The following is a 12,383-nucleotide window of genomic DNA, read 5'->3' on the forward strand; positions in this document are numbered from 1 at the left end:
CTTTATCTGTCTGCCAAAGCTTAGGCATGGTCGGGACGGGTTTAGAACTCCCCCTCCTCCATATACTCCTGCGCGCACTCCACCAGTTGCGGCCACAGCTCTTCCGGCACCCAGGCATCCGGGTCATCTTCGTCCCCGTCGTACTGGCTCCAGAAATAGCGGCGCAGGCCAGAGGCAAACTCGTCGCTGATCTCGGCCAGCTCCGAGAGCGGCCCCAACCAGGCGATGCGACGCAGGCCGGAGGCGAGATCGTTGATGGCATCCATCAGGGTGCGATCGTCGAAGCTCTGCTCCACCAGCAGGGTAAAGCGCTCGCGCGCCTGTTCGGTCTGATCTTCCTCCAGCTCGCCCACATCGGCCAGCAGGTCGACAAAATCTTCCAGAAGGAACGCGATCAGGCCATCCCTGTCTTCAAACCACTGGATCTGGGCGCCCTTGACCCCCAGTACAGAGGCATCAAACGAATCGTCAAGGTGACACAGTGCCCACGGATCGTCGGTCATGCTTCTCTTCCTCAGGCTAAAACAAATGCCATATGTTATGCCTAGCTCTCGACTCTTGCCACCTTGGGCAACGAGAGGGAGGCGGCCAGACCGCCCAGTTCGGCGCGGCCCATGATGAAACTGCCCCGATAGGCTTCCGCCAGATCGGAGACGATGTTGAGACCCAGGCCCGAGCCCGGCACCTTCTCGTCGAGCCGCACCCCGCGCAGCACCGCCTTGGCGATCTGATCCTCGCTCATGCCGGGGCCGTCATCCTCGATACGCAAGGTGATCCAGCCCCCCAGCTCGGCACTGGAGATACGCAGCTCGCTGGCGGACCACTTGAAGGCATTCTCCAGCAGGTTGCCCACCATTTCGTCAAAGTCCTGCTCCTCCACCCCGACCGCCAGATTGGCGGGTACTTGCAAGTCCACCGTCTTGCCCGGATAGAGGCGGGAGAAGGCGCGACAGATGTACTCCACCCGCGCCCGCACCGGGGTCGAGACCCCGAGGATCTTGGCGGCACCGGTCACCCGCGCCTTGCCGAGGTGGTAATCAATGTGGCGCTGGATCTGGTCGAGCTGCTCGCCAATGGCGGCTTGATCCTCCGGCGGCAACTGGGCCACCTGATTGCGCATGATGCTGAGCGGCGTCTTGAGGGCGTGAGCCAGATTGCCTGTGTGGGATCGCGCCCGCTGCAGCAGCTCGCCGTAGTGATGCAGCAGTCGGTTGATATCCTCCACCAGCGGCTGGATCTCCAGCGGATAGCGCAGCCGGAACCCCTCCTGATGGCCCTCATGAACCCTTCCCAGTTCACGGCGCAGCAAGTGCAGCGGCCGCAAACCATAGACGATCTGGAACATGAAGCCGAGCACCAGACCGGCGGCGGCAAAGCCGAGGCCGAGGAACAGGCTGATGCGGGTCTTGTTGAGGGTCTGGGTCAGGGCGCTGCTGTCCTTGGCCATCACCAGAGTGAACACCCGATCGGAACCGGGCAGCAGCACGGTGCGGGTCATGATCAGCAAGGGTTCACGATTTGGCCCCTTGCCGACGAACAGGTCAGGATCACCAAACGCCGACTTGAGCCCGTCACTCTTCAGGGTGGTATCCCACAGGGAGCGGGAGCGCCCCACCACATCGTGGCCCAGCTCCAGCTGCCAGTAATAGCCGGAGTAAGGCTGGCTGAAACGGGGATCCGACATCGGCTCGACCACCACCGGCAGGCCGGTTTTGGCCACCTCCAGCCGGGAGAGCAGATCATAGAGCTGCAGGCGCAGACCGTCGGCCTCCGCCTCCTGCCAGTAGTTGCGCATCATGGTCTGCAGGCTGAAGCCGGTGGCGAACAGAAACAGCCCGCACCACACCAGCGCGATGGCGAGCAGTCGCCCCCGCAGGGTTCTCACCAGCCTCATTCGTTGATCCGGTACCCGAGGCCGCGCACTGTTTCAATCAGGTCAGGGTTGGTTTTCTTGCGGATCCGGCCGATGAACACCTCGACGGTGTTGGAGTCGCGGTCGAAATCCTGGGCATAGATGTGGTCGATCAGCTCGCTGCGCGACACCACCTTGCCCCGGTGCTGCATCAGATAACCGAGCACCCGGAACTCGTGGGCGGTCAGCTTGATGGGGGTCCCTTCGTACCACACCTGAGATGCGGCCATGTCGAGGCGCACTCCGCCAATCTCCAGAATGGAGCTGGCGTTGCCTGCCGCCCGGCGCACCAGCGCGTGGACCCGTGCCACCAGCTCGGCCACCTGGAACGGCTTGGTGAGGTAATCATCGGCACCGGCGTTGAGCCCTTCGATCTTCTCGTGCAGCTGACCACGGGCGGTCAGTACCAGCACAGGAGTATCGATCCCCTTGCTGCGCCACTCTTTCAGCACGCTCAGGCCATCACGCCCCGGCAGGCCGAGGTCGAGAATGATGGCATCGTAGGGTTCGGTCTCACCGAGAAAACCGGCTTCGTTACCGTCGTGGCAGAGATCGGTGACAAAGCCGGAGAGGCGCAGCTGTTCGGCCAGCTGGCCGGCCAGGATTTTTTCGTCTTCAACAATCAGAATTCGCATGAACAGGCTTCCACACAGGGGTTATTCATCATCCTCGACCGGGGGCTTGGGCGGTTCGAACAGCCGCTCCAGATGGTGGCCCTTGGCCCACACCAGCTCAAGGTTGTCGGCCCGATAGGCCACCTTGATCACGCTGTTCTCCCGATCGATGACTCGCAGTTCATAGAGCCAGATACCATCCTCTTCCCCCAGATCCACCCGCAACACCCGCACCGGCAATCTGGCCGCCACCTCCATCATTTCATGGAAGGGCCGAACCCGTCCCTCATGGACCGCTTGCTGCAACTGGGCTTCATCAGGCGTGACCGCCTGTGCCAGCACCGGCAGCAATAACCCGAGCAGAGGGAGCGCTCTATTCATGGATGATTCATCTCCAAAAACCTAACATAATGGCGTTTATAGTCTGCCAGCCATGAATCCGGAATGAATATGATCCCGCGCAGTGTCCTGCTGATCCTTTGTCTGTTGAGTGCCACAAGCTGGGCGGCCCAGAGCCGTCTCGACATGGCCGGGCTGGTCAAACTCCTGCTGGCGCAAGGGTATCACGACATTCGGGAAGTGGAGCTGGAAGGGGACAAATTCGAGGTCAAAACCCTCAATCGCAAGGATCAGAAGGTGCATCTCATCGTCGATGCCTACACTGGCGAGATCAAACAACAAGAGGCCGATTAGGCCTCTTTTGCATTCCAGCGTCCCCGCAATGGGCGCAGCAGCTTATCTTTCCTCGGCCAGAGCAGGGCGCAGGCCAGCAGCAGGTAGATGAGGGGCTCCCCCCAACCGCTCTTGAGCGACCACCAGTAGTGAACCGGCACCAGCAGGGCAATGGCATAGACCCAGTTGTGCAGCTTCTGCCACACGGCGCCCATTCTGCGCTGCAATGCGGGCAGCGAGGTGATGCTGAGGGCGGCCAGCAGCAACAGTGCCACCATCCCCACCACGATATAGCTGCGCTTGACCAGCTCGCCACCAATCAGCCCCCAGTCAAACTGCAGATCCAGCCCCAGCCACGCCATGAAGTGGAGTAGCGCCCAGGCAAAACACCAGAGCCCGAGGGGGCGGCGCAGCTTGATGAGCTGCCCCTGCCGCCAGCGCTTGGCCAGCGGCGACACCAGCAGGGTGAGCAGCAACAGGTTGAGCGCCCCCTTGCCGAGGTAGTGGATAAGCTCCGGCACCGGATCGCCCCCCAGCAGACCTGCCGGAATGGCAAACCCCAGCCAGAGCAGAAAACCGAGGGAGCCCAGATGCACCAGCGCCCGCAAGCCGCTGATATGGGCCGGTTTCAATCTCAGTACCATTGGCGCAGATCCATCCCCTGATAGAGCGAGGCCACTTCGTCACCATAGCCGTTGAACATCAGGGTCGGCTGACGCTTGGCGCCAAACACGCCACCCTCGCCGATAAAGCGCTCGCTGGCCTGACTCCAGCGCGGGTGATCCACCTGCGGATTGACGTTGGCGTAGAAGCCATATTCGTTGGGGGCCAGCAGGTTCCAGGTGGTGGGGGGCATCTCCTCCACCAACCGGATCGAGACGATGCTCTTGATGCTCTTGAAGCCATACTTCCACGGCACTACCAAGCGGATCGGCGCGCCATTCTGGGCGGGCAGGGTCTTGCCATAGAGCCCCATCGCCAGGAAGGAGAGCGGGTGCATCGCCTCGTCGATACGCAGCCCCTCGACGTAGGGATACTCGATGCCGCCCCCCAGACTGGAGGCCTGCCCCGGCAGCTGTTTCGGATCAAACAGGGTCTCGAAGGCGACAAATTTGGCGCGACTGGTGGGCTCGGCACGGCGGATGATCTCCGCCAGCGAGATACCGTTCCAGGGCAGTACCATGGACCAGGCTTCGACGCAGCGCAGCCGGTAGATCCGCTCCTCCAGCTCGCTCTTGTTGATGAGATCCCACACATCGAGGGTAAAGGGCTTGGCCACCTCCCCCTCCACCTTGAGGGTCCAGGGTTCGGGTTTGAGGTAATGGGCATTGCGGGCCGGGTCAGACTTGTCAGTGCCCAGCTCATAGAAGTTGTTGTAACTGGTGGCCTTCTCTTCCGGTGTCAGCACCAGATTGGCCGGGCGCTCGGCAGGCTTGCTGTTGAGCGGCCTGGTGGCTAACCGGGGGGCATCCTCTTTACCACGCAGCAGATCGAGCACACCGGCCTGAGTGGGGAAAGCGAGGGTGGCGGCGCCCAGACCCAGCCCCTTGAGAATAAGGCGGCGGTCCTGATAAACGGCTTCCGGGGTGACATCCTGTTCGGTGAGGGGGTGGGCGGTACGACGCTTGATCAACATGAAAAACTCCCGGGGCTGAGTGAGGCAATATGGATAAGACCCGCCCCGGCAGATTTTTATTTCACACAAATTTACATCATGTGGTGCAGGGGCAGTGCCTTGGCCATGGTGCCGACCAGAAACAGGACTACGAACACCAGCAGGGGAACGATCACATTTGGCGCCATCAGACTCACTCCATGAGCAGGACAGGGCCTCTAACTATGGCCGACTGTCAGGCCGGTCACCAATGAATTTTTTTCGCGAGCGCAAGCGTATTCCTGAGTTGAAAAGGGTGATAAAGATCACACACAATTCGGCCCCCGCTTGCCGCCCCGATTACCGGGGGTAGGCTGCCCATTTTGCGAAGCCAACTGAAGAGTCGCCCCATGAGCCCACTGATCGCCATCGCCATCACCACAGGTATTCTCTCCGCCGTCTGGGGCTGGATTGCCGTCGCGTTCGGCCTTATCTCCTGGGTCGGCTTTCTCGGCTGCACCAGCTATTTCGCGTCAAGCGGCGGCTACAAGGCACTGCTGCAGACCATCTTCTGCAACACCAGCGGCATGCTGTGGGCACTGCTGCTGATCCATGGCGACAGTCTGTGGGGAGCGGGTGTGGCGGGTTATGTGATGACGGGGGTGGTCGCAACCCTGATGTGCGTACAGGCCAAGCAGCAGTGGCTCGGCTACATTCCCGGCACCTTTGCCGGTTGCTGTGCCACCTTCGGGGCGGCGGGCGAGTGGCGGCTGATCCTGCCCTCCCTCATCATTGGCGCCTTGTTCGGTTACCTGATGAAGGCGAGCGGCCTCTGGCTCTCCCATAAAACTCAAAAAGCCGATGCCGCTCCGGCGGTAGTTGATCCCGCCTGATTTATCCCTTCGATTTGAAGTTTGCTGCTTCAATGCCGTGCCGATTCAATAACTTGTAGAAATCGGTACGGTTTCTTCCCGCCATGTTGGCCGCCAGGGTCACGTTGCCCTCGGTGGTGCGCAGCAAACGGATCAGATACTCCTTCTCGAATTCGGCCCGCGCCTCGTTGAACGAGGGGATGCCGCCGCCACCGCCGCTCAGGGCGGACTCCACCATGGAGACCCCGATCACCGGGCTGCAACAGAGGCTGGCGAGCTGCTCCACCACGTTGCAGAGCTGGCGCACGTTGCCGGGCCAGGCAGCGGCCGCCAGCATCGCCAGCGACTCGGGCGAAAAACCCATGGCGGCGCAGTCGCTGTGGCGGCTACGGTAATCGTCGAGCGCCTGACGGGCCAGCAGGGGGATATCCTCACTGCGGGCACTGAGAGACGGCAAGGTGATATTGGCGACGTTGAGACGATAGAAGAGATCTTCCCGAAAACGCCCCTCCTCCATCGCCTTGACCAGATCCTGATGGCTGGAGCTGAGCACCCGCACCTCCGGCGTACCCTGACCATACTCCTCCATCACCTGCAGCAGCTTGGCCTGCAGGGATTCGGAGAGGCTGCCAATCTCGTCGAGAAACAGGGTCGCCCCCTTGGCTTGCTCGAACAGCCCTGACTGGCCATCTTCACCAAACAGCTGCAAGTCGAGTGACGCCCACGGAATGGCGGCGCAGTTGATGGTATGGAGCGGCTTGTCGCGCCGCTGGCTGGCCTGATGCAGCGCCTGCGCCATCGCCCCCTTGCCGGAGCCTGACGGCCCCATGATCAGCACCGGCACCTCCATGGTCGCAATGCTGTGGGCCTGGATCAGCAGCTGTTCCAGCTGGGGATTGCGGGTCAGGATCAGCGACTGCCACTCCTGCTGCTGTTTCGGCCGGGTCAGGCTCAGCGCATGTTCGATGGTGGCGAACAGCTCATCCTTGTTGATGGGTTTGGTCAGAAAGCTGAAGACGCCGGAGCGGGTCGCCTGAATGGCGTCCGGGATGGTGCCGTGGGCGGTCATGATGATCACCGGCAACCCCAGCCACTGAGCCTGGATCCGCTCGAACAGCGCCAGACCGTCCATGCCGGCCATCCGCAGATCGCTCAGCACCAGATCGGCCCGTTGCTGACGCAACCGGTCGAGGGCTCCTTCCGCACTGTCGGCGGTATCCACTTCATAACCCTGACTGCGCAGCCGCATGCTCATCAGTTTGAGCAGGCTGACGTCGTCATCCACCAACAGGATCCGGCTCATGGTATTACCTCACGATTCTCGTTCAGCTTGCGCTGGTTGAGCTGGTCGTCGATGGCGGTCAGCTGCTCGATCTGGCGGCGCAGCCGCTGGATCTCCTGACTCTGGTCATCGCGACGGCTGTCGCGGGCCAGCAGCTGTTCGCCGAGGGCGATCCAGCTACGTAAAAAGGCCTGCGCATCGAGACCCAGCGCGGGCAACATCTGCTTCAGGCGCGCCAGACCGGCGGTGCGATTGGCCACCGATTCGGCGGGGTGGGAGTCCACCATCGCCAGACTGACCCGGCTCTCCAGATCGTCGGCCCCTTTCAGACGCTGACGCTCCTGCACCCGTTGTTGGGGGTGACTGGCCAGCAGCCAGTCGGAGTATTGCAGGCGCACCTGCATCTCCTTGTTGGCAAACTCCATCCGCTTGGCAAAAGCGATATCGGAGGACTCCCGCTGTGCCTGTTGCGGCAGCAAGGAGCAACCCGCGAGCAGCCCTGCCATCAGAGCTGGAAATACGCGTTGTATCTTCATAGTCCTCATTTCAACGTCAACCTGAAACAGACATCCGCCTGTTCATCCTCTACCAGAACCAGTTCCCCCCCCAGGCTGTTGGCAGACTCGCGGGCGATGGAGAGGCCCATGCCCGAGCCTTTCAAGAGACCTTGCCGCACTGTGCTGCCCTGCTCGAAGGGTTCAAAAATGCGTTGCTGATCGGCCACGGGGATCTTGGGCCCCTCGTTGGCCACTTCCAGCCAGCTTATCTGTTCATTCTGCCCCGCCCTGATCCAGATATTGCCTCCGCTGGCGCCGTAACTGACGGCGTTGGAGAAGAGGTTATCGAGGATCAGTCGTAGCCGGTAGGGCTCCGCCCACAGGGTAACCGGCACGGTCGGCAAGTGTACACGGATCTGCTTGGACTCCAATGCCAGCCGGTACTCGGCAGAAAGTTCCGACAACATCGGCAGCAGGGGGACGGGCTCCAGTTCGAAGGCCTCCTGCTGACTGAGCCGGTTGAAGTCGAGCAGCCGCTCGATCAGGGTCTGCAGGCGCCGACTGTTCTCGTCGAGCATCTGGCAGATCTCCAGCTGATCCGGCGTCAAAGGCCCGACCAGCTGCTCGCAGAGCAGATCCGTCCCCTCCCGCAGCACCGCCAGCGGGGTCTTGAGCTCGTGGGAAACATGGCGCAGGAACTGGTATTTCTGCAGCTCCAGCTCCTTGAGTTTGTCGTGCAGCCAGACGATCCGCTCCCCCAGCAATACCAGCTCGGCAGGGCCGTCAACCGGCTTGGGATCGGGTTCGACCCCGGCTCCCAGGCTCAAGATGCGCGACTCAATCTGTCGTACCGGGTGGATGATAAGGTAGGTGAAGATAAAGACCATCAGCAGGCTGAGCGCCGCGACCGCTCCACTCACCCACCAGAGCTCGCTGGTCAGTCCGGCGATAGTGAGCTGTACCCGATCCATGTGTTCGTCAACCCGGCTGCGGGTGACTATTTCGAGCTGCTTGTTGGCATCGTTGAACTGCTCCAGCTTGTCTCCCGCTACCGCCGCCCGGGCCAGCGCGGCATCCTGCAGGCTGTCGAGCCAGGCCAGCCCCTGATCGAGCCCGCTATAGAGCTGGCCATCGGTGATGGAGTTGCGGTGTTCCGCCAACAACACCCGATAACCATCGAGTTGCTGCTGGTAGCTGGTGAGACTGCGGCGATCCCCCAGCACCGCGAAGCGACGCAAGGTGCGTTCGATATCGATGGCTTGCGCCGTCAGCAGGGTAGCGCGGCGGGTATCCTTGACCGCCCGCTCCATCTCGTCGCTGGTGAGCTGACTGAGGTGGGCAAGGGAGGTGCTGTTGTGCCAGATCATGCCGCCCAGCGGCATCAATACCAGCACAAATCCCATCAATACCACCTGCAGCAGGGAGCGTGGGCGAACCTTGGTCATCATCTCTTCTCTTGCATTCTCACCGGTGCGCCAGCATAGCCGCACCGCCCCAAAAAACAAAACCGGCCAACAGGCCGGTTTGTATTATCTGGATTGTGGTGATTCACGCCAACGCGACAGAGGCCAGACAGATAATCATGATCATCGCCAGCGCGCCCGAGGCGGTCAACAGCGCCCATTTCAGCTCCACACTCATGCAAACCTCCTTTCTGCCAATCAGTGCCGGATCACAATAGATAAGACAATGTTAAGCCATAGTTAATCCGATAACCGTGAGCTGCGTATACATTTCAGATGAGCCCAACCCCGGGAAGGTGAGCATGTTCTATCTGTGTAGCATTGGTTCCAATATTGACCCGCATATTCATGTCAGCCGCGCGCTGGCTGAGCTGTTTGCGAACGTCGGCCCCCTGCGGCTGAGTTCGGTGATCCGCACCAAGCCGGTGGGAATGCACTCCAGCCACGACTTTCTCAACTGCCTGCTGGTGGTGGAGAGCCCGCTCGATGCCACCCGCCTCAAGCAGCACTTTGTCGCCCTTGAAGTGGCTCACGGCCGGGATCGCAGCGATCCGCTCTGCAAGGTGCACGATCGGCCGCTCGACATCGATATTCTGGCCAGCAACAGGAGCGGTGACTTTGCCTCGGCAGAGGTCGATTCCTATCTGGCGGAGCTGCTGGCCGAGCTCTACGGCCATGGCGAGGTGCATGACCCCAAGGTGGCGCTGCAAGTGACGCTCCCTGCCCCGTCGGGCAAGCTCAAACCCGGCAAGGGCTTGCTGACCCGGCAGGTCGGGCTGGAGCCGCTGGTGCTTGGCAAATCTTCAGAGAGTGGCCAGCGCGCGCCCGCCATCTACCTTGATGCTGGCCCCCGTCATATAACTGTTCCCCATCAGTAACTGCACCGCCTGCCAGATGGGCTCCAGTCCTCCCTCCCGCGCCAGCGGCGTTTTCGCCAACACCTGCTGGCGCCACGCCTCGTCATGCTCGTCGAGAAACAGGATCGGCCCCGGCTCTATGGTGTTGACCCGAACCGCAGGCGCCAGCTCCCGGGCAAAGCTCATGGCTAGCGAATGGGCTCCCGCCTTGGTGGCCACATAGCTGGCAAAACGGGGGGCCGGGGCATGAATATAGATATCGGTGATGTGAATGATGCTGGCGTTGGGATTGCTGGCCAGCCGGGGGGCCAGCGCCCGGTTTAGCTGGAAGGGGGCCGCCATGTGTACCCGGTAGAACTGCTCGAACTGGGCCAGTTGCGCCGCCGGATCAGTTGCCTGCGGCTCGAAGGTCGAGGCGTTGTGGATCACCAGCGCCAGATCCTGATGGGCAGCCAGCACATCGATCAGCTTACCAACGTCCTCTTCCCGGCCAAAATCCGCCTGCACCAGCTCGACCCCCAATGCAGCCAGCGTGGCCAGCTCCGGCCGCTCGCTGCGATAGCTGCCCGTCACCTGCCAACCCGCTGCCACCAGCTGTTCACAGAGATAAAATCCGAGTCGACGGCCGCAGCCCGTAACCAATGCACGCATACGATCTCCTTTCCCTTTCATGGTCTTGCATGAACGAAGCCCGCCTGCCAGCGGATCACCGCCGATGGCCAGTGCCTATCAATCCCTGCGGCACAAGCCATTGGTCGCGGGCCACCCACCCGCGTCATAGTGGCGGCATCCCCCTCTTGCGGAGTCACCACCATGCTGAAAGTACACCACCACATGGGTCGCCTGACCCACTCCCTCACTGCCGGACTCGGCCTGGCAGAAGCGCTGGATCGCCTGCATCAATCGGGTCTTGGCGGCCTGCCGGTACTGGATGAGCAGAAACGGCTGATCGGCTTTCTTTCCGAACAAGATTGCATCCCCAGCCTGCTCACCGGCAGCTACCACTGCGATACCCGCACCCGGGTGGAGGATCTGATGAACCGCTCGCCCCTCTCGGTCGGGCCGGATGAGAGCATTCTGGATCTGGCTCGCCAGATGGCCGATGCCAAGCCCAAGATCTACCCGGTGCTGCAACAGGGCAAGGTGATCGGCATCATCAGCCGCCGTCAGGTGATGCAGGCCCTCAACCAGCAGATGAAGGTGTGCCAGCAGACCTAGATCTGGTAATGCCCCTTGTCACCGATATCGAAGTGCAGGGGCATCCGCCACTTGGCCAGCGCCAGCAAGGTCAACAGGGCGCCGCAGACCAGCGCCACCAGTGCGGCGGCCCACTCCACCCGCAACCACTCCAGCAGCCATAACGCCGGCAGCAATACGGGCACCAGCTTGATGCCGGGAATGGCGAAGCAAAACTGCTCCTTGAACGCCAGCCCGGAGAGGGTCGCCAACGCCGCCCCCAGCACTAGCGCATCCGGAGCCCCCACCGCTGCCAGGGCCAATGCGCCCCACCCAAAACCCTGCAGAATCAGGCGAATCCGCTTGTCGTAGATATGCAGCGAGAAGCCGCAGATTGCGCTTGCCACTGTCAGCGACATCAACCATTGTGCCGACGGGAGCAATGCCATCCCGCTCAGCAGCGCCGCACCGCGGCAAAGCAGCAACAGGGCAGCCGCACTCAAGCCAAGGCGGTAGAGCGAGACGGTCAACTTGTCGATCCCGTCCAGCGGGCTCTCGATTTCAGGATTTGCCATAATGTCTCCCCCTTACTTATGGTGCACAACCCAATATACTGGGGCACGACGATGCAATATGCATGATGGATTCAGGAGAGGTAGTTTGCGTGTGAACCAGCGATCTTGGCTACTCTTTCCACTCTTGTTTCCGCTCTGTCTGTCCGCCAAAGAGCTTGTTCTCTGTGGTATACCCGAGCCTATCTTCAAGTATCTTGGTGAAGACAAACAACCCCGCGGCCTAGATATCGATATCGTCACCGCCATCTTTGGCAAGCTGGGGATCCCTGTCCGAATAGAACTGATCGACTCCGGCGCCCGCCTCACCCGCAATGCCGAAACCGGTCTCTGCGATATGGTACTGACCCACTCCTACAAGGCGGAGCGAGAGCGCTATCTCATCTACCCCCAGCAGGCCCATATTCGCCACAGCTGGCACTTCTTTGTCCGCAAGGCAGACCTGCTGAAGATCCGTTACGAGACGCCGGCCGACCTCAAACCCTGGCGCATCGGCGTTACCAGGGATTTCTCCTATACCCCCGAGCTCACCGCGGCCATGGCCGATCCAACCTACCACTTTCAGCAAATTCCGATGAATCGGCTGCAGCTGCGCAAGTTGCTGGCCGGGCGGATAGATACCGTGCCCATGCCGCTGGTCACCGCCTTTGCCCAGATCAGGGACGAGGGGCTGGAGGGCAAGCTTGACTACCTGCCCAAGCCGCTCAAGAGCAGCCCCTACTTCAACACCTGGGCCCGCGCACGGGCGGATGCACAGACCCCCGCCCTGATGGCGGCCTACGATGCCGAACTGCTGCGCATGAAGCGAAACGGCAGCCTCAAGGCCCTCTACGACAAGTACGCCATCCCCTATATCGAACCCTGATCAAGGG

The 12,383-nt window shown here is 61.4% G+C and carries 17 protein-coding genes; 5 read left to right on the forward strand and 12 right to left on the reverse strand.

Annotation, left to right across the window (positions count from 1 at the left end; translation table 11 throughout):
• Positions 1-41: 41 nt before the first annotated feature.
• From BN1115_RS11730 to BN1115_RS11745, 4 genes are read right to left on the reverse strand one after another with little or no spacing between them, the layout of a single operon-like run.
• On the reverse strand, positions 42-503 hold the full coding sequence (locus BN1115_RS11730; protein ID WP_033114845.1) for a hypothetical protein: 462 nt from the start codon (positions 501-503) through the stop codon (positions 42-44).
• Positions 504-544: 41 nt separating this feature from the next.
• Positions 545-1,894, reverse strand: a complete 1,350-nt coding sequence (locus BN1115_RS11735) for a sensor histidine kinase (protein ID WP_042063812.1) — start codon at positions 1,892-1,894, stop codon at positions 545-547.
• On the reverse strand, positions 1,891-2,547 hold the full coding sequence (locus BN1115_RS11740; RefSeq protein ID WP_005339826.1) for an AHA_4052 family stress response regulator transcription factor: 657 nt from the start codon (positions 2,545-2,547) through the stop codon (positions 1,891-1,893). Before BN1115_RS11740 ends, BN1115_RS11735 begins: the two co-directional genes overlap by 4 nt.
• 21 nt (positions 2,548-2,568) lie before the next feature.
• A complete protein-coding gene (locus BN1115_RS11745; protein WP_042063810.1) occupies positions 2,569-2,907 on the reverse strand; it encodes a PepSY domain-containing protein in 339 nt (112 codons plus the stop codon).
• A 63-nt stretch (positions 2,908-2,970) separates the two neighbouring features.
• On the opposite strand from BN1115_RS11745, the gene BN1115_RS11750 reads away from it, so the two are divergent.
• Positions 2,971-3,219 carry a PepSY domain-containing protein gene (locus BN1115_RS11750; protein ID WP_042657292.1) on the forward strand — a complete coding sequence of 83 codons (249 nt, stop codon included), beginning with the start codon at positions 2,971-2,973 and terminating at the stop codon, positions 3,217-3,219.
• Here BN1115_RS11750 and msrQ read toward each other — a convergent pair.
• Entirely contained in the window at positions 3,216-3,842 is a 627-nt protein-coding gene (gene msrQ / locus BN1115_RS11755; RefSeq protein WP_042657293.1) for a protein-methionine-sulfoxide reductase heme-binding subunit MsrQ, read from the reverse strand. The two genes, BN1115_RS11750 and msrQ, sit on opposite strands and share 4 nt — an antisense overlap.
• Positions 3,833-4,834, reverse strand: a complete 1,002-nt coding sequence (msrP, locus tag BN1115_RS11760; RefSeq protein WP_042657294.1) for a protein-methionine-sulfoxide reductase catalytic subunit MsrP — start codon at positions 4,832-4,834, stop codon at positions 3,833-3,835. Before msrP ends, msrQ begins: the two co-directional genes overlap by 10 nt.
• 368 nt (positions 4,835-5,202) lie before the next feature.
• Here msrP and BN1115_RS11765 point away from each other — a divergent pair, with 368 nt between their 5' ends.
• Positions 5,203-5,685: a DUF1097 domain-containing protein gene (locus BN1115_RS11765; RefSeq protein ID WP_005339809.1), complete on the forward strand. Its 483-nt coding sequence runs from the start codon at positions 5,203-5,205 to the stop codon at positions 5,683-5,685.
• A gap of 1 nt (position 5,686) precedes the next feature.
• On the opposite strand, the gene BN1115_RS11770 is transcribed toward BN1115_RS11765, so the two are convergent.
• The 4 genes from BN1115_RS11770 to cydH all read right to left on the reverse strand — a co-directional run bounded on the left by BN1115_RS11770 (position 5,687) and on the right by cydH (position 9,084).
• A complete protein-coding gene (locus BN1115_RS11770; protein WP_005339807.1) occupies positions 5,687-6,967 on the reverse strand; it encodes a sigma 54-interacting transcriptional regulator in 1,281 nt (426 codons plus the stop codon).
• Entirely contained in the window at positions 6,964-7,491 is a 528-nt protein-coding gene (locus BN1115_RS11775) for a hypothetical protein (RefSeq protein ID WP_425247938.1), read from the reverse strand. The genes BN1115_RS11770 and BN1115_RS11775 overlap by 4 nt, the downstream gene beginning before the upstream one ends.
• Complete coding sequence (locus tag BN1115_RS11780; RefSeq protein WP_042657344.1) at positions 7,488-8,888, reverse strand: sensor histidine kinase; 1,401 nt, start codon at positions 8,886-8,888, stop codon at positions 7,488-7,490. The genes BN1115_RS11775 and BN1115_RS11780 overlap by 4 nt, the downstream gene beginning before the upstream one ends.
• Positions 8,889-8,991: 103 nt before the next feature.
• Positions 8,992-9,084, reverse strand: a complete 93-nt coding sequence (gene cydH / locus BN1115_RS22255) for a cytochrome bd-I oxidase subunit CydH (RefSeq protein ID WP_005339800.1) — start codon at positions 9,082-9,084, stop codon at positions 8,992-8,994.
• Positions 9,085-9,208: 124 nt separating this feature from the next.
• Here cydH and BN1115_RS11785 point away from each other — a divergent pair, with 124 nt between their 5' ends.
• The gene (locus BN1115_RS11785) at positions 9,209-9,784 is read left to right on the forward strand and encodes a 2-amino-4-hydroxy-6-hydroxymethyldihydropteridine diphosphokinase (RefSeq protein ID WP_042657296.1); all 576 of its coding nucleotides are present in this window, start codon (positions 9,209-9,211) and stop codon (positions 9,782-9,784) included.
• Here BN1115_RS11785 and BN1115_RS11790 read toward each other — a convergent pair.
• Positions 9,710-10,414, reverse strand: a complete 705-nt coding sequence (locus BN1115_RS11790; RefSeq protein WP_042657297.1) for an SDR family oxidoreductase — start codon at positions 10,412-10,414, stop codon at positions 9,710-9,712. The genes BN1115_RS11785 and BN1115_RS11790 overlap by 75 nt on opposite strands.
• Positions 10,415-10,576: 162 nt before the next feature.
• On the opposite strand from BN1115_RS11790, the gene BN1115_RS11795 reads away from it, so the two are divergent.
• The gene (locus BN1115_RS11795) at positions 10,577-10,981 is read left to right on the forward strand and encodes a CBS domain-containing protein (protein WP_005356342.1); all 405 of its coding nucleotides are present in this window, start codon (positions 10,577-10,579) and stop codon (positions 10,979-10,981) included.
• Here the strand turns inward: BN1115_RS11795 and BN1115_RS11800 are convergent.
• Positions 10,978-11,514, reverse strand: a complete 537-nt coding sequence (locus BN1115_RS11800; protein WP_042657298.1) for a DUF2301 domain-containing membrane protein — start codon at positions 11,512-11,514, stop codon at positions 10,978-10,980. The genes BN1115_RS11795 and BN1115_RS11800 overlap by 4 nt on opposite strands.
• A 91-nt stretch (positions 11,515-11,605) precedes the next feature.
• On the opposite strand from BN1115_RS11800, the gene BN1115_RS11805 reads away from it, so the two are divergent.
• Positions 11,606-12,376, forward strand: a complete 771-nt coding sequence (locus BN1115_RS11805) for a substrate-binding periplasmic protein (protein ID WP_244152266.1) — start codon at positions 11,606-11,608, stop codon at positions 12,374-12,376.
• Positions 12,377-12,383: the final 7 nt, after the last annotated feature.

Source organism: Aeromonas allosaccharophila (genome assembly GCF_000819685.1).
Lineage (GTDB): Bacteria > Pseudomonadota > Gammaproteobacteria > Enterobacterales > Aeromonadaceae > Aeromonas > Aeromonas allosaccharophila.

What these genes read in the sequence shown, in the direction of transcription:
- BN1115_RS11730 (WP_033114845.1), bottom strand. Translation starts at nt 503, where the DNA reads ATGACCGACGATCCGTGGGCACTGTGTCACCTTGACGATTCGTTTGAT.
- BN1115_RS11735 (WP_042063812.1), bottom strand. Translation starts at nt 1,894, where the DNA reads ATGAGGCTGGTGAGAACCCTGCGGGGGCGACTGCTCGCCATCGCGCTG.
- BN1115_RS11740 (WP_005339826.1), bottom strand. Translation starts at nt 2,547, where the DNA reads ATGCGAATTCTGATTGTTGAAGACGAAAAAATCCTGGCCGGCCAGCTG.
- BN1115_RS11745 (WP_042063810.1), bottom strand. Translation starts at nt 2,907, where the DNA reads ATGAATAGAGCGCTCCCTCTGCTCGGGTTATTGCTGCCGGTGCTGGCA.
- BN1115_RS11750 (WP_042657292.1), top strand. Translation starts at nt 2,971, where the DNA reads ATGAATATGATCCCGCGCAGTGTCCTGCTGATCCTTTGTCTGTTGAGT.
- msrQ (WP_042657293.1), bottom strand. Translation starts at nt 3,842, where the DNA reads ATGGTACTGAGATTGAAACCGGCCCATATCAGCGGCTTGCGGGCGCTG.
- msrP (WP_042657294.1), bottom strand. Translation starts at nt 4,834, where the DNA reads ATGTTGATCAAGCGTCGTACCGCCCACCCCCTCACCGAACAGGATGTC.
- BN1115_RS11765 (WP_005339809.1), top strand. Translation starts at nt 5,203, where the DNA reads ATGAGCCCACTGATCGCCATCGCCATCACCACAGGTATTCTCTCCGCC.
- BN1115_RS11770 (WP_005339807.1), bottom strand. Translation starts at nt 6,967, where the DNA reads ATGAGCCGGATCCTGTTGGTGGATGACGACGTCAGCCTGCTCAAACTG.
- BN1115_RS11775 (WP_425247938.1), bottom strand. Translation starts at nt 7,491, where the DNA reads ATGAGGACTATGAAGATACAACGCGTATTTCCAGCTCTGATGGCAGGG.
- BN1115_RS11780 (WP_042657344.1), bottom strand. Translation starts at nt 8,888, where the DNA reads ATGACCAAGGTTCGCCCACGCTCCCTGCTGCAGGTGGTATTGATGGGA.
- cydH (WP_005339800.1), bottom strand. Translation starts at nt 9,084, where the DNA reads ATGAGTGTGGAGCTGAAATGGGCGCTGTTGACCGCCTCGGGCGCGCTG.
- BN1115_RS11785 (WP_042657296.1), top strand. Translation starts at nt 9,209, where the DNA reads ATGTTCTATCTGTGTAGCATTGGTTCCAATATTGACCCGCATATTCAT.
- BN1115_RS11790 (WP_042657297.1), bottom strand. Translation starts at nt 10,414, where the DNA reads ATGCGTGCATTGGTTACGGGCTGCGGCCGTCGACTCGGATTTTATCTC.
- BN1115_RS11795 (WP_005356342.1), top strand. Translation starts at nt 10,577, where the DNA reads ATGCTGAAAGTACACCACCACATGGGTCGCCTGACCCACTCCCTCACT.
- BN1115_RS11800 (WP_042657298.1), bottom strand. Translation starts at nt 11,514, where the DNA reads ATGGCAAATCCTGAAATCGAGAGCCCGCTGGACGGGATCGACAAGTTG.